We start from the raw sequence: 25,106 nt of genomic DNA, 5'->3' as shown, positions 1-25,106 counted from the left end.
CTCGGCGCTGAGATCGGAGAGTTCGCAGCCGGTCGACGGCGGCGATGGAGGAAAGGTCACATGTATCTTATCGATACTGCACTGAAACAGCGGCAAGCGGAAGGACGCCCGATCCGCGTCGGCATCGTCGGCGCTGGCTTCATGTGTCAGGGGCTGACCAACCAGATTACGAATAGCGTCCCGGCTATGCGTGTCGTCGCGATCTCCAATCGCAAAGTGAACAGAGCCGTCGACGTATTCCGCTACTCCGGCCGCGAAAACCCGGCGATCGTCGAAACACAGCGAAAGCTCGACGAGGCTATTGAGGCGGGTATACCGGCTGCAACCGAAGATGCGATGCTGCTGGCTCGTTCGCCTCATATCGACGTCATTGTGGAGGTGACCGGCGCCGTCGAGTTTGGAGCCCGGGTCATTCTGGAAGCGTTCAAGCACGGCAAAGACGTCGTGCTGATGAACGCCGAGGTCGACGCAACGATCGGTCCGATCCTCCAGGTCTACGCCAAGAAATACAACGTTGTGCTTTCCGCCTGCGACGGTGACGAGCCCGGCGTCCAGATGAATCTCTATCGTTGGGTCGTCGGACTTGGTTTGATCCCGCGCGTTATCGGGAATGTCAAAGGCCTTCAAGATCCCTATCGCAATCCGACGACGCAGAAAGGCTTCGCCGAGCGTTGGGGTCAAAACGCGGCGATGGTGACGAGCTTCGCCGACGGGTCGAAAATCAGCTTTGAACAGACGATCGTCGCCAACGCGACGGGTTTCAAGGTGAAGTCCCGCGGGATGTCGCGCGGTCTCGAATACCGTGGCGACATCATGCAGATCGGCAAGATCTACGACATCGACGAGATCCGCGAGATCGGCGGTATTATCGACTACGTGGTTGGGACGCCTCTGACGAAAGTATACGTTCTGGCGGAGCACACTGACCTCAAGCAGCAGCACTATCTGAACCTCTACAAGATGGGTGAGGGGCCGCTGTACTCCTTCTTCGTTCCCTATCATCTCGTGCATTTCGAGGTCCCGAATGCGATTGCTCGGGCTGTTCTCTTCCGGGATTCACTGGCGCCACCTCTGGCTGGCCCCGTGGTCGAGGTTTGCGCAGTCGCGAAGCAGGATCTCAAAACCGGCGCCGAGCTCGACGGCTACGGCATGTACATGACCTACGGCGAGGCGGTGAATGTCGATGAGATGAGCCGTGGAAGATATCTGCCGGAAGGACTGGTCGAGGGCTGCAAGCTCAAACGCGACATCCAGAAGGATGAGGTCCTGACTTACGATGACGTGATCCTGCCGCCGGATCGATTGGCGGATAGGCTGCGTGCTGAGCAGTATCGCCATTTCCGCGGCGAGACCTGGTTGGATGATCGGCTCAAGATCGCGGCCTGATGAATTTAGTTCCGGTGTGAAATCGTTGGGCGAAGGCGAAGGCTTAAAGATGCTTACGAAAAGCGGGCGGCAAGAATGAAAGTCGTTCTTTTCTGCGGCGGGCTCGGCACGCGCATCCGCGACTATTCGGAAGCGATTCCGAAGCCGATGATCCCGGTCGGCCATCAGCCGATATTATTACATATCATGCAGTACTACAGCAATTTCGGGCATCGCGATTTCGTCCTTTGCCTCGGTTACAAGGCGAACGTTATCCGGGAATATTTTCGCGATTTCGACCCCTCCGCTTACAGTGACTGCATCATCTCGGAGTTCGGAAAAAAAGTCGAAGTCCTCGGACCCCGACCGCCCGACTGGCGTATTTCACTCGTCGACACGGGGATTTGGCGCAACATCGGGCAGCGTTTGATGGCTGTGAAGCACCTCGTTCAGAACGAAGAATATTTTCTGGCAAACTACAGCGACGGCCTGACAGACGCTCCGATCCCCGAAATGATCGATCGCTTGAAAAGAAGTGGCGCCGTGGGATTGTTCGTGGCCGTTCGCCCGCCGTTCAACTTTCACCTTGCGGAATTCGGCGACGACGGCTTGGTCAACCGCATGCGGTCGAACCAGCAAAGCGACATATGGATCAATGGCGGATACTTCGTATTTTCCAATAAGATCTTCGACTACATACAAGACGGGGACGAATTGGTTCTAGAGCCGTTCAATCGTTTGATTGCGGAGCGGCGGCTCATCGCTTTCAAGCATGAAGGTTTCTGGCGGGCCATGGACACGCTGCAGGATAAGCGCGTGCTTGAAGAGATGGTCGAGAAGGGTAGCATGCCCTGGCGTATTCAATCGAACGCCGCCGAGTAGGACACCAGATGCTTCCGCTCAAGCTGCCGGCCTCAGGGCCTCCGCTCCCCGTTTTGTGCCTTGGCGCGCATTCCGATGACATCGAGATCGGCGCAGGTGGCGCTCTGCTGCAATGGATTTCCGAAGGCGCCAGGCTGAACATTATTTGGTGCGTCTTGAGCGCGAGTGGTGATCGGGCGGACGAAGCACGAGGATCGGCTGAGTCTTTTCTGCAAGGTGCGGCAGGCAGCAACATCGAGGTGATGTCGTTCAGGGACGGGTTCTTCCCTACACAGGGAGAGCAAATCAAGGAAATGTTTGAAACGCTGAAATCGCGTTTCAGTCCGGATCTGATTTTGACGCACCGGCGCGACGACGCACATCAGGATCATCGGGAGGTCTGCCGTCACACGTGGAATACATTTCGCGACCACCTGATCCTCGAGTACGAGATCCCGAAGTGGGACGGCGATCTAGGCCAGCCGAACCTTTACGTTCCTCTCGAGGCGGGCGTCTTGGCCCGCAAAATCGAACTTCTCATGAAGCATTTCGGCACGCAGCGTTCCAAGCACTGGTTTGACGACGAGACGTTTCGGGGGCTTGCGCGATTGCGGGGCTTAGAGTGTCGAGCAGCTGAGCGTTATGCAGAAGCATTTTTCGCGCGCAAACTGATCGTCGCGTAAATTCCGCCGGCCAGCGTTGGGCGAGCCTTATGACGCACTCATGACGAGATGAGCAGAGCCCGAATCCCTTTCCGAAATATCCGTCACGCAAAGCGCCATGAAATGTCGAGCGCTGGCAAGCATAAAACTGGACAAGGCCATACCCGTTGTGTGACAGGAAGAATAGGAGTGCATCTTGTCCCGCCACGGCTGTCGGATTCGAGGGATAGTGTCAGCCACATGGCCCATGACTAAAGCAATTTCAATCGGCGCACCGGCCAAAGTCCGTTTTGCGATGATAGACGGGTTGCGGGGCGTCGCCGCCCTCGCGGTCTTTCTTTTTCACTGCAACGAAGGTCAGCAACTCACATCGCTGATGGCGGCGGCTCCTGCTTGGGTCGAATGGACTATCCACCGAGGTCACCTCGGCATCGCAATCTTTTTCGTCCTCAGCGGATTTGTCATTGCGCATTCGTTGCGCGGAGTTGCCGTCACATTTCCTCTCGTAGGCAGATTTTTGCTTCGCAGATCCGTCCGGTTGGATCCGCCGTACTGGTTCGCGATCGCACTGACGATCGCTATGGCCGCCGTCTCTGCGCACTTCATTCAAGCCAAGGAGCCACTGTCGATTTCGATAGGGCAGCTCGTTGCGCACGTCTTCTATTTGCAGGAGGTGCTTGGATACCGTGAAATCGGTCCAATCTTCTGGACGCTTTGCCAAGAGGTCCAGTTCTACCTGATATATGCCCTTCTTCTTGCCGTGACACGCAATGATCCGGCTCTAAACATGCAGGGGCGAGCGACCGCCGTGGGCATCGCGGTGGCTGCGCTGATCAGTTTGCTGTGGCCACTCGGAATCGTCACTTGGGAGCCGTGGCGCGGCAGCTTTCTTCCGCTATGGCACTGCTTCCTGCTCGGCGCCGGGGCTTATTGGACGTGGCAATACCCACGGATGGCAGTCTATTATTTTTCCTACGTCGCAATACTCGTTTTGAGCGCCGCCGTGCGGATGGACGACGTGACGTTGGCCTCCGTGCTGACAGCGGTTGCCTTGTGGTATGCGACCACGACGGGGGGAATTTATCGTTGGTTGAATTGGCGCTGGTTGCAGTTCCTGGGGCTCATCTCCTACTCTCTATACCTCACCCATAATCCTGTTTCCGGCGCCCTGTTTCGCATCGGCTATGACCTCACGGGCCGTTCGGCCTTAACGGAGGCCTTCTGGTGGGTGGTGGTGATCCTGGGGTGCATCCTGTTTTCCGCGGGCATGTGGTGGTTGATCGAGCGGCCGAGTTTGGCGCTTGCCAAGCGCATCAAGCTCGAGAGACGGGCGAATTCGGATATGAAGAAGACCGCATCGCCGGCATCTCTCGTTCCCGAGTCGCGGGCTAGATGAATGTCCGCTCTTTTGTGGGCAATGGCATGCTCGCGAATGATAGCGAATATCGAACCGCGTTCTATTTAAGCGTATTTACGGATTTTATTCGGGCAACTGGAAGTTTGTCATGCAACCTCATTGACACTCATCGTAAAGACATTGACGTTCTATTGTACGAGCCAGTTGCGCACAGTCTTCCAGCCGAGATCGTATGACCGAGAATCCGGATGAGTAATCCAGAACGCCTCAGCGTTCTCTACGTCTCCCAGATGCCAGCCAGTCCTCCGCGCTTTGGTGCACAAGCGCGGATACATGGACTGATGACGCAACTGGCTGAGCGCCACGATCTTACGGCAGTGATGCTGGTCGACGATGAGTTCGACGCAAATGAAAGCCGCACTGCCATGCAGGCCTATTGCCGTGAGGTGGCGCTTATTCCCAACCCTCATAGTCACGAAGGCCCGACCAAACGAATAGAGCAGCTTCAGTCGCTGGTCTCTACCCAAAGTTTCGAGAGGTTGCGGGCCACGGTCCCGGCCCTGCAGTCCGCACTTGACCGAGCACTGCGGACAAAGCGGTTTGACATCGTCAATCTCGAATTCTCATTTCTTGGCCATTGCAATCTGCGCCAGGCTCCGGCCGGCGAGAAGCTGCCCGCTCTCGTCGTGGACTCGCACAACATCGACTTCGAGCTGGCCAGACAGTACGCGCGTTCGGGCAGCAGCCTGATCCGTCGCCTCTACGCCGGGGTCAACTGGCGGAAGCTCCGAAGAGAGGAACTTGGAACCTACCGCGACGCCGACGGTGTCTACCTATGCAGCGCCGCAGATGAGCGGCGCGTGCTCGCCGAGATTCCGGACGCAAACACGGCAGTCATTCCTAACGCTGCTGACGTTGACTACTACCAGCCGCGCCCGAGCGACCCGCCGTCGGACGGCCGCACACTGCTTTTCTTCGGACTTCTTTCCTACGTTCCCAATATCGACGGCGTGTTGCATTTCGTCGAGAACATCTGGCCGTACATCGCCAAAGCCAATCCCAATGCGCGCCTGAAAATCGTCGGCGCCAACCCTCCGCCGCAGCTCAAGGCGCTGGCCGGGCCCCGGATCGAATTCACCGGATTCGTACCGGACCTGCGGCCACACCTTGCGTCGGCAGCGGTGGTCATCGTGCCGCTCCGGCTGGGCGGCGGCACGCGCCTCAAGATCGTTGAAGGCATGGCGATGGGCAAGGCCATCGTCTCGACGGAACTCGGCGCCGAAGGAATTGAAGCTGAGTCCGGGCGTGATCTTTTGATTGAGGATGAGCCGAAGGCCTTCGCGGACGCTGTCGGCCGCTTGCTGAATGATCCCGGCCTGGCGGCGCGCATCGGCAAGTCCGCGAGGGAGCTTGCGGTACAGCGCTACTCCTGGAACAGCGCGGCCCGGAAGCTCGAAGGTTTCTATCGACAAATCTTGAATGCCGGCTCGCGAGGTAAGCGCTCATGACTTCGAGATCGACCAGAATGTTGATGCTTTCCGGTTTGGCGCTGTGGATCTCGATTGGGAGCATAGCGAGCCGGGAAGCCTCGGCCACGGATGCGCAGTCTGCAACCTCCACATCGGCGGATAAGCCGAGTACCGACACGTCCTGGAGCCAAGGACTGAAGCTCGGCGTCAACGGCGCGATCCCCGTAATCGTCGTTGACCAGTTCGGCTATCAGGTGAAAAGCCTTAAGGTTGCCGTCATCAGAAACCCCCAGGCGGGATACGATAAAGACGCATCTTTCAAGCCCGGCCGCGAATTCCAAGTGGTCGAACGCAGCACGGGCAAAATCGTAAAAAGTGGGAGTCCGGCGCCGTGGAACAACGGCGCGACGGATGCCGGGTCAGGCGATCAAGTCTGGTGGTTCGACTTTTCGGACGTCGAAACGCCGGGAACGTACGCGATCGTTGACGTCGAGAGTCAGTTGCGGTCCGCCGAGTTCGACATCGACGATCATGTCTTTCAACGTGTCATGAAGCATGCCGTCCGGATGTTCTTCTACCAGCGCGCCGGCATGGAAAAGACGGCGGAGACGGCCGGCGCATCATGGGCCGACCGGGCGAGCCATCTCGGTCCCGGACAAGATCCCTATACCCATTCGTGGCTCGCCAAGGATGACGCGTCTCTGGTCAAGGACCTCAGAGGTGGATGGTTCGACGCCGGTGACTACAACAAATATACGAGCTGGACCGCGCGCAACATTATCTCCCTGCTGCGCTCCTACGACGGAAACCCGAGCGCATTCGGCGACGACTATAAAATTCCGGAATCGGGCAACGGCATTCCCGACATTCTCGACGAAGCGAAGTGGGGCCTGGATTGGCTCGTACGCATGCAGAATGCCGATGGTTCTTTGCTTTGCGTTCAATCGCTGTCTGAAGCGAGCCCACCGTCGGCGGCGACGGGACCGAGCTTTTACGGTCCGCCGACCACCAGCGCCACCCTCATGGGAGCCGCCGTATTCGCCTACGCGTCCAAAGTGCTTTCGGCGCGCCCCGAACCGGAACTGCAAGCGTATGCGGCGGACCTCGCCAAGCGAGCAAAATCGGCATGGGCCTGGGCGACGGCCAATCCGCAGGTTCTCTACTACAACAACGACAACGCGAGGCAGCCCGGTTCGCAGGGTCTCGCATCCGGCCAACAGGAAATGGATGACGCCCATCGTCTGGCCGCGCGGTTTGAAGCCGCTGTTTATCTCTTCGAAATCACGGGCGACGAGGAATACGGAAAGTTCGCGGAAGCAAACTTCACCTCCGTCGTGCCTCAATGGGGGCCATCGCAGTGGGATGCCGTCGGCCAGGAAGTCTTGCTGCATTACGCGCGACTGCCGAATGCGAGCAACGTGGTCAAATCGGCGATCATCTCGCAATTCGTCACCAGAATGACGCAAAACGCCGATCAGTTGCCGATGGTCATCGACAAGAAGGACCCGTACCGGTCCCCGATGAAAGATTTTACCTGGGGTAGCAATCAATCCAAGGCAACGCAGGCGAGACTGTACGAACTACTCGCGTCTTTCACACCCGACCCGAAGGTGGCGGCGCTCGCGAAATCCGCCGCGGCTGAATATCTTCACTACATCCACGGCGTGAACCCGCTCGGGCTCGTCTACCTGACGAATATGAAGGCTGCGGGTGCCGAGAATTCGGCGGCAACGATGTACCACGCCTGGTTCTCCAACAGCTCCCGCCGCTGGTCGAGAGTCAGCGGAATAAATCCGGGCCCGGCGCCGGGCTATCTCGTCGGGGGGGCAAATCCCTCCTATTCGGTCGACCCGTGTTGCTTTTCTGCGTCCGGAACGCCGAGCTACAAATGCTACATGTCCGCTGCCTTTTCGCTGTGCCGTCGCGGGTACTCGCCGCCCTTGGATCAACCCGCCAGCAAGTCCTACCTCCAGTTCAATGATTCTTGGCCCGCAAATTCGTGGGCTGTGACCGAGCCGAGCACCGCCTATCAGGCGGCATACATCCTGGCCCTGTCGCCATTCGCCAACTGAACGAGGAGGAGCGGCACCTTCATGGTGCGACGGCCGCACGAAACAGCTTCTAGCAGCAGCGCGACCGGACAAACTCGAACAATGCTCGCGCGTTCTGTCGAGCATCAAAGCGGGTCTCCGCGGCTTGCCTGCCGAGCAATCCCATCTCGCGGCGCCTACCCGGATTTTCGGCGAGCTCTGTCAGAACGTCGGCCAGAGCATCGGCGTCGTCAACATCGAGCACGTGTCCCGTCTTTCCTTCCTCCAGCATGTCGGGAATGCCCCCGACCCTGGTGGTGACGACAGGCAGGCCGGAGGCGAGCGCCTCCATGCAGACGAGCGAGAAGCAATCGGCTCGCGTCGGCAGAACGAATATGTCTGCGTCACGGTAGAGCTTAAGCAGCGCATCAGAATTCGGCGCCACGTCATTGTAAACGCGGACGCCCCGTTCGGGAGCTATATTGCTGCGAGTGACCAGATCGAGTTCAGCCTTGCCAAGCAACCCCCGGCGGAACACGTTCAGCAACAGATCGCCGCCTTTGCGCTCAAAATCGCCCCCGACGAAGAGAATGCGCGGCAACTCGTTCTTGCGCTCCGGCACTACAAACTGATCGAGGTCTATGCCTGGCGGAATGACGACGACGTCTTCATCACGGCAGCCGTAGTCCTCGACGAAGCTTTGCTTCGCCCAATTCGACCAGCCGACGAACCCTCTCGCTTGGCCGAAGAGTTGACGATATAGCAGGCGCTTGCCTTTTTCTTGCGCACTCGACTCTGATTTGAGCCCGTAGTCTCCGCGCATGTGGCGCTTGTTCATAGGGGTACCGTCCGTAGACAATACCGTTGGTTTGCGTCGGAAGTTGTCGGCGTTGAGCAAGGCCAACGTAGTCGTGTGAATGAAAACGCCGTCCACGTCCTTTAGGTGGGGTTTGAGCGCCCGCCGAGCCGCCAAGCCACCTGTCACGGTCCATGGGACCCGCGCAATCGGGCCAGCGCTGTACTCTACCGGGAGCCAGCGTGGTGCGAAACCTGCCAACGCGTCTTCGTGGCGTCGCAGATTGAGATAGTGCGTGATATTGCCGAGCGTTTGCTCCATCACGCATGCGATCGTTCGATCGTTCATGGCGCCGGCCGCAGATGCAAGAGCCAAGGGATCGTCAAACAACTGGTGCGGGCCACGCAGCGAACTCCGTCTGCCTCAAGCGCGATTCGTCATGCGTATTGTTTAAGGTGTTGCTCGAAATAGTTGATCATTCGCTCGAGGCCATCGGTCAGCTGCACTTTAGGCTCCCATCCCAGCAACGCGCGCGCTTTTGCAATATCAGGCTGACGCTGTCTGGGGTCGTCATGCGGAATTGGCTTGAAGACAAGCTTGGAGCGCGACCCCGTGATTTCGATGACCTTCTGTGCGAGCTGAAGCACTGTAAACTCGGCGGGATTGCCGAGGTTTATCGGGCCGGTCACGCTATCACTCGAGCCCATTAATTTGATGAAGCCGTCGATGAGGTCGTCGACGTAGCAGAATGACCTTGTCTGCAGTCCATCGCCATAAATTGTGATGTCCGCATTTTGAAGAGCTTGAACGACGAAGTTCGAAACCACCCGGCCGTCGTTCGGATGCATGCGCGGACCGTATGTGTTGAAGATCCGGGCAACCTTGATCTTGAGCCCGTGCTGTCTGTGATAATCGAAGAATAAGGTTTCAGCGCAGCGCTTGCCTTCGTCATAGCACGACCGCACGCCTACGGGATTGACATGCCCCCAATATTCCTCCGGCTGCGGGTGGACGGAAGGATCGCCATAAACCTCGGAAGTCGACGCCTGAAATATCTTTATCTTGAGCCGCTTTGCCAGGCCCAGCATGTTGATCGCGCCATGAACGCTGGTCTTCGTGGTTTGTACGGGATCGTGCTGATAGTGAATGGGGGATGCAGGACAAGCCAGATTGTAAATTTCATCGACTTCTACGTAGAGGGGCATTGTTACGTCGTGGCGGAGAACTTCGAAGTTTTTGTGCCCGAGCAAATGCTTTATGTTGCCGCGTGTTCCCGTAAAGAAATTGTCTACACACAACACTTCATGACCTGCTTCCAGCAGTTGCTCCGTCAAATGAGAGCCCAGGAAGCCAGCGCCGCCCGTCACCAGTATCCTTTTCGACATTCAATGAACCTTCTTTGCGTTAGCAGTCAGCACGACATTGCGGCGACAATTTTGAATGGTCGTCGTGAACGGAGTTAATAGTTCTTCCGGCAGTTCATGGGAGTATCTTTGACGGAAACGGGGCCCAATATCGAAATTCAGCCCAACACCTCTGTTTATTATAGACGGCAAATGCAGATAAGCGACAACACTCATCTAACACGGTTAGCCCCGCTAAGATACGCGTTGTATGGAGCAATGTGTGAATACTGCTTTCGCAGCAGGAAGCGACTTCTTGGCAGCGCGATGACGCTTGTGCGGGCATTGCGCGGGCAGTCTCGAATTCGTAAGCTGTGCTGCGAATGGGATTTTAGCCGAAGCCGATCAGTGGGCGCCTGTGCTTCAAGCCGCCCTGCCGCGCATCCTCTTTAGATCGAGACCATCGAATGCACAGGCAACGCAGGCCGTCGGAAAATCATCCGCACGCAGCAAATTACGGACTGCTCAGGTCGCCGGTGCCCGTAGCGCACTCGCCGCGAAGCCCGCATTTTGTTTGCCTTATTGGAAGAGGCCGCGTGTGAATCTCGGAAGCTCCAACGTCGTGCTCAGAAATATTATGCACCTGGGCGCAGCGCAAATTGCCACTACTGTGCTCGGCATTTTGGGTACGGTCGCCACAAGTCGGTACTTGGGGCCCTCGGATTTCGGTGTCCTCTATATTGTCGTCGCCTTTTCCGGATTTATGGGCACCGTGGTGGATTGGGGCCAGACCTACTATGTAGTGAGGGAGGTCGCTCGCGGTCGCTCCGATCAACCCGAGTTGCTCGGAACGGCATTATCAATGCGTGCATTTGCATTGGTTTGCGCCACAGTTATCGCTGCGATTATTGCAGTGATATTGGGATATGACTCCAGAATCGTTTTTTTAATTGTTTTGGGAATGCTGGTCGGCTTGCCAAGCACTCTTTATTTGGCGTTCGGATTTGTTTTCCGCGGAACGGATCGAATGGATCTCGACGCCGTGGCGACCGTTGTCGGAAAGGCGTTGACGCTTGCTGGGATTTTTGCAGCCCTTCTCCTCGGCGGAGGCGTGGCGGAGGTTATCGCTGCAAATGCTATCGGCGGCATCGGCATGGTGGCGGTGGCGATATTTTTCACCGCGCGCCTCGGAATAACAATTCGGCCACCGAATTCAGCCATCGTTTCAGAGCTGACGAGGGCGGGACTCCCGATTTTTCTTTTCTCGGTAGTAATTAATTTCCAGCCATTTGTTGAGGTGATGGTGCTATCGGCTCTGGCCCAGCCGGTGGTCGTCGGCTGGTATGGCGCGTCCCGCACAATATTTGGTATCGTGCTTTCGCCGGCGTTGATACTGGCGCAAGCCTCGCTGCCTCAACTGTCCCGCGCGTCGCTATCGCTTCCCGAATTCGAAAAGATGATGAGTTCGATGGCAAAGCTGTTGCTGCTCGCCGCCGCTTTCGCCTCCTCGTCGCTCTATGTCTTCAGCGATCACATTGTCGGTATCATGTTTGGATACGACCGTTTCCAGCAGACCGCCGTGATTCTGAAAGTCTCTGCTCTCTTCTTGCCCTTGCTGTTTCTTGGATTTTTGATGGGGACTGCGCTCACGGTCGTCGGAAGAAACATGGTAATCGCGTATGTGACCGGTACCGCCATCTTAGTCGGCGCTATTTTGAACTGGATCAGCATCCCGTTTTTTCAAGCGCATTATGGCAACGGAGCGATTGCCCTGGTCATTACTGCAGGCGTTGCAGAAATAGGGGTGTTGATTGCATTTGCCGCCTTTCTGCCGCGCGGTTCGGTCGGTTGGACTATACCAATTACGCTTTTGCGCTCATGCGGAGCTTCAATTCTAATCGCGATTCTTTTCTCGACCGTCTCGCACATCGAGCTTTGGATCCTTGCCCCGCTCTTTGCAGTGGCATTCCCCTTGGTTGCCCTGGTCACAGGATTAATGTCGACGAAGGACGTAGAGATGGCGCTAACCTGGTTGCGTAATTATGCCGGGACGGCAACGACGACTTTTGCGCGGTTGAAGCTCCGCCGTTCTCGAAGCTGATCGGCAGGCCGGCGACGTTTTCTGTAGTGTTCTGCCTGACGCAAAACGGGGAAGGGGAGATAAGTGAGGGTCCGATTGACGTCGTCTGTGATGAGCTGAAAATAAGCTGACTGAGACACTCCTGCATATTGTGCAGGCGTCTACATCTTGCGTAGGCTTTGCTTGCCGGAGGGATGCAGTGCCCGCCCAAATGTCCGCCAATCCCTCCGCTCTAAGGAAGAATGTATGACCCCTCTCCCGGAGCGCATCCTTCCCGAGGCGAGGAAAGCGATTGGAAAAAAGAAGTCGGCCACGCAACTCTGGGATGACGCACTCTCGCTGGCGCGGGCCCGATGGCATCTGCGTAACGCCACTTCGGTTGGCGAGCGGGTCCGCGTGTGGGGACGACCTGTAATTCGTAACGAAGGCAGTCTGATAATTGATCAGCGAGTGAGCCTGATCTCCGGAGCCATTCCTATTCAACTCACCACCGAGCCAGATGGCCGGCTCGAAATTGGTGCGCGCACATTCATGAATTATGGGTGCTCAATCTTGGCTACGAAGCTCGTCAGCATCGGCCCCGATTGCAAGGTCGGGATGGAGGTGCTGATGATGGACAACGATTTCCATCAGGTAGACCCTCACAAACGGTGGATTCGACCAAGCTCCGCGCCGATCGTGCTGGAGGAGAACGTGTGGCTCGGCGCACGTGTAATCGTGCTCAGCGGCGTAACGATCGGAGCCAATAGCGTGATCGCCGCAGGAAGTGTGGTCACCCGCGATATCCCTCCTCGATCTTTTGCTGCCGGACAGCCCGCACGCGTCATAAAATCAGTGGCCTAGCCATAGGGGCGAGGCACCGCGTAGATCAGGGTGACAACCTATTGTGGGGTTGCTGAGCGGGCGCTACGCGGATGCGCGGTACACAAATCACATGATCGCACTTGGGCGGCCCGCGATCACAAAACCATTAAAAATATGCTTCCAAAACTTTGCCGTCTTCGTCCTGCTGATTCCGAAGCCGTCCGAAGACGATGCGGCGTGGATTGTGGCGAAACACTCGAAGGAAATTATTTGGGCGGCCGCTCGAGCATTTGCCGCTCTATACGTAAACCACTGTTACATGTTATTCTAGAAACATAGAGATTTAATCGCTAATGCCACGAGTCAATTCACTGGGCTTCCAGGGTAGACCCGACATCATGCTTGCAACAGACGACAATTTTTCGATCCCGATGGAATCTCATAAGTCGAGCATCGGTCCGTTTGGCCTCTCAGATATTCGCTGGATACTGAGACGAGGTTGGCTGTTCCCCATAGCTGGAGCGCTCATCGGGCTGATGTTGGCTCTTACGTTTGTGGCGTTCATGCCGCAGCTTTACACGAGCACGGCTCGTATTCTCGTAGACCGGAGCGTGAATCGATTTTTGCAATCCACCAAAATTCTGGATCAGCCGACTCTCGACGATGTTGATATGGCGGGCCAGTTCTACGTTCTGTCATCAGATAGTATTATTATACCGGTCATCCGCTCGTTGAATTTGACTCGAGACCCGGAATTTGTTGGCCGGTCTGCCCTGCGCGCCGCCGCCGGCGAAGCCGACGAAAATCCGTGTGCAACGAGTTTCGGTGGTCCGTGCATTTCATACGCCATCGGCGAGGCGAAAAATTTCTTCAAGCGGCTGATCGGTTGGAGGACCGCCTCCCCACTTGATCCGGAGACCTTGCTTGAGAGGACAGCTGCCGAAACGTTTCTCCGCCGGCTCAGGATCGAACGGGGAGACGTCAATAACGTAATCAGCATCAGCTTCAGTTCGGAAGATCCGACGAAGGCCGCAAAAATAGCCAACGCCATCGCGACCACCTACATTGAGCAGTCCGGTGAGCGCAAAGTTGCGTCCAACAAGCTGGTCAACCAATTTCTTGAGGACCGGCTGCTGGAAACGAAGCAGCAGTCCATCAATGCGGACCGGGCGCTGCAAGAATTCAAAGCAGCTAACAATTTAACGGGCGTAGCGACGGTCGATAATCCACTTATCTCACGCCTGCGTTCCGAGTATGTGGACTTGGAGAGAAAGGCAAACGACATAGCCGAAGCCGTCGGGCCGGACCATATGGCGGTTGCGAAGCTTCGCAAGCAAATGGATGCCCTGAATGCAGCGATCCGCGCAGAAACAGAGCGGGTTAGCGGGACCGAAGAATTGTCGATAGTCGACCCAAGAGCCGAATATCATAACATCGAAGAGGACCTTGCACCGGCTGCGCCCAGCGAAGAGCTTCGTGCTCGTTTGCAAAAGTTGGATAGCGCGGCGCAGGCCAAGTACCGGGATCTCGATTTCACCGCGCACACGTTGCGAGTTCTGTATCATACCGATCTGCGCAAGTTCGACGAGTTGAACCAAACTCGCCCCGACACCGAGGACGCCCATATCATTACCAAGGGAGCTCCGCCCTTGCGCAAGGACTCCAATAAGTCAATGCTGGTGCTGGGCGGCGGTATCGTGTTCGGGTTCTTGTCGGGCATCGGATTGGTCATAGGGCGCGAATGGGCGGCTGGTGTGTATCGCACCCCCGAGCAGGTGACGCGGGATACCGGCGCATATTGCGTTATCCTTCCGACAGTCGACATGCGTAAACGCGGGCGTCTCGACGATTACGTTCTCGACGCGCCATACTCGCGATATACCGAGGCAATTCGCAAAGTCCGGGCATCGATGCGAGCCTATCCGAGTCCAAATGCCGACAAGGTAATCGGTGTCGTTTCGTCGGTCGCGAATGAAGGCAAGACGACGGTTGCCCATAATTTCGCATCTCTCTTGAGTGCGTATTCGAAATGCAAAACGCTGATTATCGATTGCGACCTGCACCGGCGTAACCTCACAGCCGAGTTGGCGCCGGACGCACGCCAAGGCCTATTGGAAGCTTTGGACGACCCTTCTCAATTGGAAAAGTATATTTCCAAACGAGAGCGATCGGGGGTGGACGTGTTGCCGTGCGCGCTTTCCGAACGTAATCCGAACGTGGCCGAGTTGCTGGGTTCGGCCCAGATGCAGAAACTGATAGCTGTCGCCCGCGAGAATTACGATTTCATCATCATCGAGATTGCACCGATCGTGTCAGTGGTCGACATCAAGATGATTGAGCATCTGGTCGATAAATTTATCTTCGTCATCGAGTGGGGAAAAACGAAGCGTAGTCTTGTCGAAGAAGCTCTCTCCGAAGCGGATGTTATTCGCGATCGTATTTCGTGCATGATCCTCAACAAGGCGGACCCGGCCACACTGCGTACGATCGAATCCTACAAAGGCCGGAGGATTGCGGAGTACTTCGTAGAGTGAGAAATCGTCACTGAATATCGTTCAGTGAATTGAGATTCTCCATTCGAAGCCTCTATCGCCTCTTAACAATCTGTTAACAATGATCGGCACGCATCCGGTTAACGCATGGTGGTAGCATAGTCGCCACGCCTCACTCGGCGTTGTAGCGATTTTACAAAGGAATATCGGATCTTAAATCCGTCCGTACTGAATTGAAAACAAACATACAATTCAGCAATAGCTGACCGGCCTTGGTTGTGCGTCGGTCAGCTATGGCGGCCGCCCCGCTCGAAGCTTGTGACGCCTCTGAGCAACACTTTGGCCGCAATCCGGTCAAAGCCGCATTCCCAGTAGTCGAATCATTTATATCGGGGCTAGCTTATGCCCGGCTTGCGTGCCGCGCATTCTAGTATTTGTTCGCAATAGGTAAGTTCGAGAGGGGGCGATGATCATTAGCTGGCCGAGGATCATCCTGCCTGTTGGGGTAATTGCCATCGTCGGCATGTTGTCCGGTTGCACCCAGTTGCCCGTGGTCGGACCCAGCTATCGCGACATCAAGAGTGGTGCAGCCACAACATTGTCCAATGGCCGAGACCCGCTCCTGGTCTACACGAGCCGGGACGCAGTGGATTTCAATTACGCACTCATCGATCTCAATCCGCCCGTTCTAAGTGTCCTGAGTGGAATTTCGCCGGATTCATTCCACGGAACATTTGGTACGCAGCGCGGCCCAGTGCCTGTGATTAGGGTCGGGGTAGGCGATGTTGTGCAGACGTCCATTTTTGAATCGTCAGCAGGCGGCCTTTTTGTTTCCGGGGATGCGACAGGCCGTGTGGGCAACTACGTAACGCTCCCGCCCCAAACAGTCGCCGGCAACGGGACAATCTCGATCCCTTACGCGGGCCAAGTTAAAGCTGCCGGGCGAACATCGTACGAAATTCAGCGAGATATCGAGGCTAAGCTTGCCACTCGCGCTATCGAGCCTCAGGTCGTTATCAATATAACCGAGCAAAATTCGGATGCGGCGATCGTTATTGGCGACGCTGGACAAGGCAGAATTAAGCTGACCGGCTCTGGCGAGCGCATATTGGACATGATTTCGAAAGCAGGTAGCGCAGGCGGAGCCGGAGCCGGAGGTAGCGGCAAACTTGCGCCATATGACCTGGAAGTAACGCTACAGCGTAAAAATCGGATTGGAACTGTCCGTCTATCGAGCATCATCGATAATCCGAGCGAAAACATATTCGTCAACGCCGGTGACGTTATTTACGTTCATCGACGGCCAAGAACGTTCGTAGCGTTTGGCGCGTTAGGAAATGCTACGGGCGGGACGACAGTCGGCGGAGGCGATGTATCCGGACTGGATGGCATCTTCCAGTTTGGTCAAGAGCGGTTGGCACTCAGCGAGGCGGTTGCTAAGGCGGGCGGCCTCTTGGACGAGCGCGCAAATCCATCGCAGATATTCGTCTACCGCGGAGAGCGACGTCAGACGCTCGAGAAATTGGATGTAAACCTCAGTAAGTTCGCGCCCGACCAACAGTTGATACCAACTGTTTACAGAGTGAATTTCCGAGATCCGTCGGCCTTCTTCATGGCCCAGAAGTTCCAGATGCGGGACAAGGACATCCTCTACGTCGCCAACGCGGATTCCGTTGAGGTCGGGAAGGCACTTAATTACATGACCCTCTGGAGTGCGTCTGCAGCCGGTTACGTCGGCAATGCCGCGACTGTCCTGACAAGCGCTCAAATTCTCGGGGGTGGTGGCCCAGCCACCGCTCTGGTCGTCGGCGGAGCAGCAGCGCCCTGATCGGTCGTTGTTCCCCAATGTCTAAATCGAATCTGGTTATTCGCCGGCTCTATCTCTAATTCGAGGGAGAGTTAAGCGGTCTTATCGAAGTCGTTCGGCGGCCGCGACGGTACGCGGTGTCGTGTCAGGTTCGCCTTTCGCAGTCTTATCGTTTTTCTCATTTAGATTGCGAAGACCCCAAAATCATTACTTGCAAACTCGGCTCAATCTCGCCACCAGATTTCGGCTGGCAACCGCGTCGATCTCCCCAGCAGATCCCGCCTCGCGCCCCGATTGGCGCAAATATTAAGAACGACGTTTACGAGCCCGCTTAACCTCAGTACGCTGATAGATTTGCCTAGGGCGCGACTTCAAGTAGTATCATCAGGGCATAACAATCTCGGTCACCATTTCCCTAGATGATGGTTTCGCACCAGCTTGGCAGACAATTGCGCATCTGGTTGAGGCAGTTGCGCGTGTATCAGTACGTCAAGAACTTGCTTGTCTTTGTGCCGGTGATCACAGCTCATGAATTCAATGCCGACGCTCTGAGAAGCAGCTTTTTGGCGGCCGCTGCCTTTTCGTTGTGCGCGTCAGCTGTGTACATTTTAAATGATTGGTGGGATCTGCAGGCAGATCGCGCTCATCCAACCAAGCAGTTTCGGCCTCTCGCAGCCGGAAAGATTAAGGTGCGCGACGCACTCGCCGCGATTCCGGTTCTGTTGACCGCATCGGCTTGGATAGCGCTGTCGATATCGGGACTCTTCGCGCTAATTATCGCCGCCTATTTTGTCATGACGACCGCATATACGTTCGTCATAAAGAGAAAGCTCATTGCTGATGTCGTCCTACTCGCCATGCTATATACCATCCGGGTAATCGGCGGGGCTGTGGCCATAGCTGTCCCAATCTCCGAGTGGCTCCTGTACTTTTCAATTTTTGTCTTTGCCTCCCTCGCACTCCTAAAAAGAACAATCGAACTTGTTGACTATGCGCATTTGGGCAAAGATCCTTACCCATCGAGGGGCTATTACGCCTCTGACGTCGGAACCGTCACCGCGCTTGCGGCGGCATCCAGCATGAATGCCGTCACGGTCTTCGCGCTTTACCTGTCATCGAGCAGTGCGGCGGGACTCTACGCTCATCCAAAGTTTCTATACTTGTTATGCCCGATCATGATTTTTTGGCTGTTCCGCTTAATTACACTGGCTCAGCGGAAGATCATTCACGACGATCCCATCGTGTTTGCCGTCAAAGATCGGGTAAGTTGGATAACATGCCTCGTGACCGCAGTTATATTGCTTCTGGCTTCGTCAAAATGGACCTGCGATTACGCGATTTGCGCCAGTTAAGCTGCAATAAGGAATATGTCGCCCGCCCATAACGGGCTCCAACCGGAAAGTGCATCCTAACCGAAAGGTAGATTTCGCGAATGAAGGGAGAAGCTTGGAACTTTGGGGCGATAATTCTGAGCGTATGCTTGACAGCCAGCAGCCAACTCATCGTACGAGCCGGCATGCTGCACACATCGCTCGCAGCTGAAATGACCAAATCGAGTAGCGCTTGGGAAAAGCTCAATCTCCTGATCTGGTCGCCCTATATCGTTGCGGGACTTCTGCTGTTTGGGTTGAGCGCAGGAACTTGGCTCGTCGTGTTGAGTCGAACGCCTGTATCGCTGGCTTATCCGTTCGTCGGGCTTGGGATCGTACTGACGACGCTAGGCGGTTGGTTCCTGCTCGGTGAAGCGGTATCGGGTTCGCGCTTACTTGCCATAGGCATCATCCTACTCGGACTGATCTTGCTCGGAGCGAGCAAGTAGCTCGGTCGAACTGTAACGTTGCCGAGTTCGAAATAGTGCGGAAGCGGCCCTGCTATGACTTCGCCGCATCAAGCCGATATCTTAAACGACAGATCGCGATCTCAACGTCTCGCATTACGACGATGCTGACGATGGGCAATATCTCGTACAGGTTTCGAACCTCCCCGGGTTTCGCTCCGAGGAGCACCAGGACAACTTGAGGTGCGATCATCGCAACCGCGGCCCGGCGCAGGAATGACGGGCATTCCGGCAAGCGAAATACAAGCCAAACCCCAAGTGCAGCGAATACAAAAAATCTGCCAATATGGTCGCGGTAATAGGGAAGTTGATCGGACAGCCATGGTGTCATGCCTGCACCTGGATTATCCCGAAATATCCATCGGGCCATCCCATATGTTATTGCGAATACGAGCAATTGACATGAAATATCGAATATCCATCGGCGAAACGGAATCTTTCCCCAATAGACGGCTCCGTACGCAAACACAGCGAGAATAGCTGTTTCCTTGTTCAAGCAAGCCAATGCGAAAACGGCAATGTATAATGGCCGGTTGCCGAGACGCATCGCCAGCAAAAGCATCATCATGAAAAATAGAACCGTGAAATCGTAGACGTGCCCGAGCTTTTGGCCGAGAAACGGCACTATAATCGCGAGCTGTAGGGTTCCGAGACACGCAAGCGACGCGCTGCCGGGAAACAGTTCAGAATAGAGCCGATGCCCGGCCACCACATAACCGACCAAAGAGACTGTGAGTATGAGGCCGAGCCAGAGGATTGCGCGAGGATTCTTATTTGTGATCCCTGCGGCAACGCTGGTCGATGCCTCGAGTTTTGTTGCGATCTGATCGAGCTGCGAAGAGACAAAGGATGGAGTTATATTGTCTAGCTCCCGGATTACGGTCGGAACCAAAACCCTATATGCGAATGGACGATGGGCCTCCCCATCGAGATACATGTCGAGTGTGACGCGGGGCTCACTCAACATATTTGTCCTGAACAGTTGAAGTATTACCAATAGCGCTATGAGGACCGCGGTCGATATGCTGCATGCAGCTCTTGTAGAGGATTGCAATTGTCACCTCATGCCAATTGGCCACTGTCGTTAGGCGAATGCGTATGTTTGAGTTGAGCGTTCGCTTGGAAAGCCCAAACGCCGACAATAAACGCTGTTAAATTTACTCATTATCGGTAGGGAGGACGAAAGTGATTTATCAAGGCGGCTTTTCGGGGAACCATTACTTGCAATGGGCCAATAAGCCGTCGACTACCATATCGGGGGGGGATTACCCCAGCAATAGTCGCAATATTTTCTGGTAATCAGGGTCTTTGACGAGCTGACTAACAGAGCGGCCAAGTTTAATGCCGGTCGCGCGCATCAAGTTCGAGGTCCCTCAATCCTGAAAGATATGTTCCGTGAAACATGCCAGATTTGTGTGCGTGCTGATTGCCACAGCATTGGCTGTAGCCGCAGTCTTGACTCGGAAGCTAACTGCCGGATCCGAGCAAGGCGCAGTGGCGATCGAGGTCGAAGCGACAAGCTCCGTCGTCTTGCCGGGACAGAAAATTCTTCTGACCGCGAAGGTCAACGGCAAGGCCGACGAAACGGTCACGTGGCATTTGCAAGAGGGATCGGCGGGTGGTTCGATTGCCTTGTCGTCGACCTATCCCGACGCCCAACATACCGGTCCGCAATGGGTCTACACCGCGCCGAATACGGGCGGCACCTACCACATAGTATCGACTGCGCGAGCTGACCCGGAGCACCCGGTGAGTACAGCGCTGGTCGTGCAAGAGCCGGTAGCCGGCTGCGCCACAAACAGCAGCGAGACCGGTGTCTGGAAAAATATTACGCCGTCCCAGGTCGATCTGACGACAGGTGACTTTTTCGGCATGCAAGCGATGGCGCTAGACCCGACTGATCCTTCGACGGTCTATGTCGGTCGCGCGATGGGTGGCATCTACAAATCGACCGACTGCGGAGCGAGCTGGGTGAAAATCAGCACGGGGCGGAACGCGGAAGCGATGAGCAGCGGACGTAGCTGGACCATGGTCATCGATCCCAGCAACCCTAAAGTTATTTATACTAATCAGGGGTACGGTCAGAGCGGCTTGTTCAAATCCACAAACGGTGGCGTCGATTGGGATCAAATATTGACGCCCAATATCACCAGCGTAGCGCCTTATGGCGGGTTCATCGGAGCTGTTTCCATCGATCCGGACGACGCGCGCCACTTGCTCGTCGGATGGCACGCTGAGTGTCCTCCGCCGCATCCGAAAGTTTGTTATGCCGAAACCACAGATGGCGGAGATAGCTGGAAGATGCGCGATGGCGATGCATCGTGGCAAGGCTCGGAAGGCACAAGGTTTCAGGTTCTCAATGCCAAAACATGGATCTTTAGTTCGGAAAGTAATGGCCTATGGCGCTCCGTCGATCGCGGCGCGTCTTGGCAACGGGTTCTCGGCGCATCCATATCGCACGGCGTCGGTCAGCTTTATCGATCCAAAGACATGGAGTTCTACTTTGGAACGGCCAATGGCGTGATGCATAGCGCCGATGGTGCCAACTGGACCACGCTCCCAAATTCGGGCAACTTGATTATGGGGCTGATCGGCGACGGCAAGACCCTCTACATCAGCCGAGCCTATCCATCCTATTCCCCCGGCGCCGCTCCGTATCGACCTTATTTCTTTGCAGCGGAAGATCCGTCGGCCGAATTCAGCGCCATGGATTCCCCGCTGATGCGCAACGGCGGCGCCGAACTCCATCTAGATGCGACCAGACATTTTCTTTATTCGACGAACCTTAACGCCGGTTTGTGGCGCGTAAAATTGAAGTAGGATGGACTTCACGTGACGTGTTCGTCGCCGATCGAGAGTGGCCTTCATTTCCACCATGTATCGGGTGCAGGGCGGCCGTCGAGCGACGCTTCGACTGCCGATCTCACGCCGGACGTAAACATCTCCAGCGTGTGGTGCGCTTCGATATAAGCTCGAGCCCGACGCCCCATCTCCTGACAACGCTGCGGGTCATTCCAGAGGGCTAGCATCGCCGCGCGCAACGCCGCCGCGTCGCCAACCGGCACATAGAGGCCCGTTACTCCATCCTGGATGACGTCAACCTGTCCGCGTGTCCGAGAACAGATGACGGGCTTCCCCATCGCCATTGCCTCGAGAATGACCGTCACGCCATTGTCGCTATCAGACGGGAGCAGAGGTACGACGACAAATCTCGACCGCGCATAGAGTTTGCGGAGTTCGGGTAGAGACATCCGGCCTGAAGTGATTTGCGCGTCCGTTTGGGCAACGATGTCGCTGATCGGCAAGCGCCGATCATTGATCAGACGAACCTTGCCTGGGATACGCACGTGGTCCGTTGCAATGTGACAGCGCAGATCCGTGCCCCGGACGGCCTCTATAAACGTCGGGTAGTCGCGCATTTCCGCGCCGACCGCGCAGATCATGTCCTCGTTGGCCGGCCGGGGACTGTAAAACAGTTGATCCACATAGTGCCGGACGAGGTAGGCACGCTCGGACGGAAAGTGCAGGTCGTCAATCAGGACCTTCCGCTGCACCGTCGTCCACGTCACGACGCCGTGTAGCGTATTCCCGAACAGCCTCATTGGATATTTTATATTGGGCTTGTCGAAGTAGTACATCATGGCGATATGCCGTTTTCGGTTACGCGCAAATCGCTGCTGTGCTGCAACGGCCAATGTTAATCTCTCGCCCCAAGTGACGACTGCATCATACTCGCTGCCACGTCGCAGAATTTCCGATGCCAAGCGCCACCACTCCGGTCCTTTTCCCGGCGATGGGGCCTTGTCGAGGATCGTTTCGTCCCAAACAGGAGAGAATGCGTTGTCAAACACTTGACCGCGTGGAGCTGTCTCGCCAGTGGGGTCATCCAAGCGCGGCTGTCTAGCTCGAGGTCCCCGCAAGATTGCTAGAGCAACGCGGTGCATCGGCTGTGCTTCTCCCCCAAAGAACAATGGCTAGCTTGGTCCATGGCATAGTCCAAGGCCGCTGTCATCGACAGAGGACCGAATTTCTTGGGCGAGTGATCCGCTACTCGGATCCACTGGTGCACACTTGATCAATTTTCCTTCGAGCAGCATCGCACGGCCGTCTTTGCCCGATGATCGGGTTCGCCGCATCGTTCGATGCTGGATCGTGGAACGGATGCTCGCTAGCGATGGGCCGATTACGGAGTCAAAACGCTCCGCGAAAAAGAACGAAAATGGTGCGGATCATGATCTCGACGTCGAGCCATATCGTCCAATTATCGATGTAATAGAGATCATGTTCCACGCGCTTGCTGATATCCAAGGTCGTCTTTGTCTCTCCCCGAAAGCCATGAACCTGCGCCCATCCCGTCAAGCCCGGACGAACGCGACGGCGAAGCGAAAATAGATCGAGCTGCTGATCGAATAATTGATCGTGAGCCAAGGCATGCGGACGGGGCCCGACGATCGACATGTCTCCAGTCAAAACGTTGATCAGCTGCGGAAGCTCGTCGAGGCTCGTGCGGCGCAGAAACCATCCGATGCGGGTAACTCTCGGATCGTTGCGTTCCGCCTGCTTGATGTGCTGCCCATCTTCGGTGACGAACATCGTTCGGAATTTGTATATCCGGAAAATGCGGTTGTTCTGACCGTATCGGCGCTGCCGGAAGAACACGGGTCCCGGGCTATCGAGTTTGATGGCGATCGCAATAAGAATGAAGAGGGGAGACAAGAGGAAAAGGCCGACCGCTGCCAAGATGTAGTCGAGTGCCGCCTTGAGAACGCGATTGCTTTCCGACAACGGCACCAGATTGACGATATCAGCCCGAAGCGTTCCGATATGTCGTGCTCCGCGAATGATGTGTGGTTCGCGTTCCAGCTTCGTGCAGAGAAGCAGTTCCGTGGAATACGACGCCAGATCGTTCACGGCCGCTTTGATGGACTGAATGTGTTCGGCCGGGAAACCTATTATTATTGTATCGTACCTTCTCCGCTCAATCGCGTTCTTAAGCTCGTCGAGCCCGCCATCGGAATGAAGGTCCTCGCAACGAGCGCTCGTCGGCGCCAGATAAATTCCTTCGATCCCGGGTGCGGGACCGGCGATTTCGACGCTGGCTTTCATGGCGGTAATGAAATCGGGATCGCCGAACATTGCGATCCGCTGCCGAATTCTGCCCTGCGCCACCATCCGGCGCACATAATGCATTCCGACGATCCGTACGGTGATCAAGAGCAATGCACTGATGGCGAACCACGTGAGAAACCACCCTCTCGAGTACCAATCCGCAACCTTGAGAATGTACAAAATTCCGAGAAGAAGAAGGAACGAAGTCACCAACGCACCGAAGATCCGGCCATATGGCACGGCCGGTTGGCTGACAGAACTCGTGTCGTAGAGGTCGGCCCGCTTCAAGAATAGATAAAGCGTGGTCGCCAATAGGGGAGCCGGCGCCAAATATGGCCACCACGGCTGCAGTCGGCCGATGAAGAGATCGATGTAGAGAAATTTGGCAGCAGCTGCCGCCAAGATGACCGCAGCAGCTTCAAAGATTCCCAACACAGAAACGCACGTATCGAGCTTCGAAAACTTGGAAGCCCAAGCGCGCGGAAGCCGGGAAAGTTGCCGGCGAGGAAGGGCGCCAAGCTCAACGCGGACACTCGTGTTAGCCATATACGCCGCCACACAACAAAACTTAGATCATCATCGGAAGAGTCGTAAGGAGGCTCGATGCGCTCTCTTGGAAATTGATGCTCGATCAATTGTCGGGGAATGCTGTTATTTTTGGGGACGATATTTAGCCTTTGTTAGGCATTTCGCAAGCATTAGTCGGTGCTATGATTAAAGCACTATGACAATTGGTCTCCCTCTCGGATGCCAAACCGAATAGCTCGTCGTTTTTCTTTCGACGTCTTTTCGAATATGAGCTGAGCGCTTTGTCGGTTCGCCACCCGTCACCTCAATTGAACAGTGTCTCGTAAGTACAATGGGATTACTGGCGTCGGATGCGGAAACATCCGTCGTTCGCTTCGATTCACGATCACAGGCTCTGAAAAGCGAAAGTCGAATTATTAACTCATTGCTTGGCTTGGTGATTTGAAAAAAAAAAGCCTGAAAAACCCGCTGCCAAAAGCTGACCAAGCGCATTGCGGATTGGGATAGAAAATTGGCAAATTACGAATTACCACCTACGCCGGCGATAGGCGCTGCCGGTGGTTTTG

The 25,106-nt window shown here is 55.8% G+C and carries 18 protein-coding genes; 13 read left to right on the top strand and 5 right to left on the bottom strand.

What is annotated here, in order from left to right; genetic code table 11:
- The first annotated feature begins 60 nt into the window (after window positions 1-60).
- From BM399_RS09705 to BM399_RS09680, 6 genes are all read left to right on the top strand, one after another.
- Window positions 61-1,386 (top strand): NAD(P)H-dependent oxidoreductase, encoded by a 1,326-nt coding sequence (locus BM399_RS09705; RefSeq protein WP_092867489.1) that lies wholly within the window; start codon window positions 61-63, stop codon window positions 1,384-1,386.
- A gap of 75 nt (window positions 1,387-1,461) precedes the next feature.
- Complete coding sequence (locus tag BM399_RS09700; protein WP_092867487.1) at window positions 1,462-2,247, top strand: sugar phosphate nucleotidyltransferase; 786 nt, start codon at window positions 1,462-1,464, stop codon at window positions 2,245-2,247.
- Window positions 2,248-2,255: 8 nt separating this feature from the next.
- Window positions 2,256-2,909, top strand: coding sequence for a PIG-L deacetylase family protein (locus tag BM399_RS09695; RefSeq protein ID WP_092867485.1), 654 nt, complete (start codon window positions 2,256-2,258; stop codon window positions 2,907-2,909).
- A gap of 226 nt (window positions 2,910-3,135) precedes the next feature.
- Window positions 3,136-4,284 (top strand): acyltransferase family protein, encoded by a 1,149-nt coding sequence (locus BM399_RS09690; RefSeq protein WP_092867483.1) that lies wholly within the window; start codon window positions 3,136-3,138, stop codon window positions 4,282-4,284.
- Between the two features lie 209 nt (window positions 4,285-4,493).
- Entirely contained in the window at window positions 4,494-5,753 is a 1,260-nt protein-coding gene (locus BM399_RS09685) for a glycosyltransferase family 4 protein (protein ID WP_092867481.1), read from the top strand.
- 17 nt (window positions 5,754-5,770) lie between these two features.
- Window positions 5,771-7,786, top strand: a complete 2,016-nt coding sequence (locus BM399_RS09680; protein WP_177228112.1) for a glycoside hydrolase family 9 protein — start codon at window positions 5,771-5,773, stop codon at window positions 7,784-7,786.
- A 49-nt stretch (window positions 7,787-7,835) separates the two neighbouring features.
- Here BM399_RS09680 and BM399_RS09675 read toward each other — a convergent pair whose 3' ends face one another.
- A complete protein-coding gene (locus BM399_RS09675; protein ID WP_143111397.1) occupies window positions 7,836-8,888 on the bottom strand; it encodes a glycosyltransferase family 4 protein in 1,053 nt (350 codons plus the stop codon).
- Window positions 8,889-8,977: 89 nt separating this feature from the next.
- Window positions 8,978-9,925 carry a UDP-glucuronic acid decarboxylase family protein gene (locus BM399_RS09670; protein ID WP_092867475.1) on the bottom strand — a complete coding sequence of 316 codons (948 nt, stop codon included), beginning with the start codon at window positions 9,923-9,925 and terminating at the stop codon, window positions 8,978-8,980.
- A 580-nt stretch (window positions 9,926-10,505) separates the two neighbouring features.
- Between BM399_RS09670 and BM399_RS09665 the strand changes: the two genes are divergently transcribed.
- The 6 genes from BM399_RS09665 to BM399_RS09635 all read left to right on the top strand — a co-directional run bounded on the left by BM399_RS09665 (window position 10,506) and on the right by BM399_RS09635 (window position 18,885).
- Entirely contained in the window at window positions 10,506-11,984 is a 1,479-nt protein-coding gene (locus BM399_RS09665; protein WP_143111396.1) for an oligosaccharide flippase family protein, read from the top strand.
- A 225-nt stretch (window positions 11,985-12,209) separates the two neighbouring features.
- Window positions 12,210-12,806: an acyltransferase gene (locus BM399_RS09660; RefSeq protein ID WP_092867471.1), complete on the top strand. Its 597-nt coding sequence runs from the start codon at window positions 12,210-12,212 to the stop codon at window positions 12,804-12,806.
- A 359-nt stretch (window positions 12,807-13,165) separates the two neighbouring features.
- A complete protein-coding gene (locus tag BM399_RS09650; protein ID WP_177228110.1) occupies window positions 13,166-15,301 on the top strand; it encodes a GumC family protein in 2,136 nt (711 codons plus the stop codon).
- 424 nt (window positions 15,302-15,725) lie between these two features.
- A complete protein-coding gene (locus BM399_RS09645) occupies window positions 15,726-17,087 on the top strand; it encodes a polysaccharide biosynthesis/export family protein (RefSeq protein ID WP_092867466.1) in 1,362 nt (453 codons plus the stop codon).
- A gap of 398 nt (window positions 17,088-17,485) precedes the next feature.
- Complete coding sequence (locus BM399_RS09640) at window positions 17,486-18,418, top strand: UbiA family prenyltransferase (RefSeq protein WP_092867464.1); 933 nt, start codon at window positions 17,486-17,488, stop codon at window positions 18,416-18,418.
- Between the two features lie 128 nt (window positions 18,419-18,546).
- Entirely contained in the window at window positions 18,547-18,885 is a 339-nt protein-coding gene (locus tag BM399_RS09635; protein ID WP_177228108.1) for an SMR family transporter, read from the top strand.
- Window positions 18,886-18,937: 52 nt separating this feature from the next.
- On the opposite strand, the gene BM399_RS09630 is transcribed toward BM399_RS09635, so the two are convergent.
- Window positions 18,938-19,870 carry a hypothetical protein gene (locus BM399_RS09630; RefSeq protein WP_092867460.1) on the bottom strand — a complete coding sequence of 311 codons (933 nt, stop codon included), beginning with the start codon at window positions 19,868-19,870 and terminating at the stop codon, window positions 18,938-18,940.
- A 527-nt stretch (window positions 19,871-20,397) separates the two neighbouring features.
- Between BM399_RS09630 and BM399_RS09625 the strand changes: the two genes are divergently transcribed.
- On the top strand, window positions 20,398-21,723 hold the full coding sequence (locus tag BM399_RS09625) for a WD40/YVTN/BNR-like repeat-containing protein (RefSeq protein WP_143111395.1): 1,326 nt from the start codon (window positions 20,398-20,400) through the stop codon (window positions 21,721-21,723).
- Between the two features lie 44 nt (window positions 21,724-21,767).
- On the opposite strand, the gene BM399_RS09620 is transcribed toward BM399_RS09625, so the two are convergent.
- The gene (locus tag BM399_RS09620; RefSeq protein ID WP_177228107.1) at window positions 21,768-22,754 is read right to left on the bottom strand and encodes a glycosyltransferase family 4 protein; all 987 of its coding nucleotides are present in this window, start codon (window positions 22,752-22,754) and stop codon (window positions 21,768-21,770) included.
- Window positions 22,755-23,094: 340 nt separating this feature from the next.
- The gene (locus tag BM399_RS09615; RefSeq protein WP_092867454.1) at window positions 23,095-24,558 is read right to left on the bottom strand and encodes an undecaprenyl-phosphate glucose phosphotransferase; all 1,464 of its coding nucleotides are present in this window, start codon (window positions 24,556-24,558) and stop codon (window positions 23,095-23,097) included.
- Between the last annotated feature and the right edge of the window lie 548 nt (window positions 24,559-25,106).

Source organism: Hyphomicrobium facile, assembly GCF_900116175.1.
Classification (GTDB): Bacteria; Pseudomonadota; Alphaproteobacteria; order Rhizobiales; family Hyphomicrobiaceae; genus Hyphomicrobium_B; species Hyphomicrobium_B facile.
Note: the sequence above shows the minus strand (reverse complement) of the source record. Positions and strands in the feature narration are given on the sequence as shown.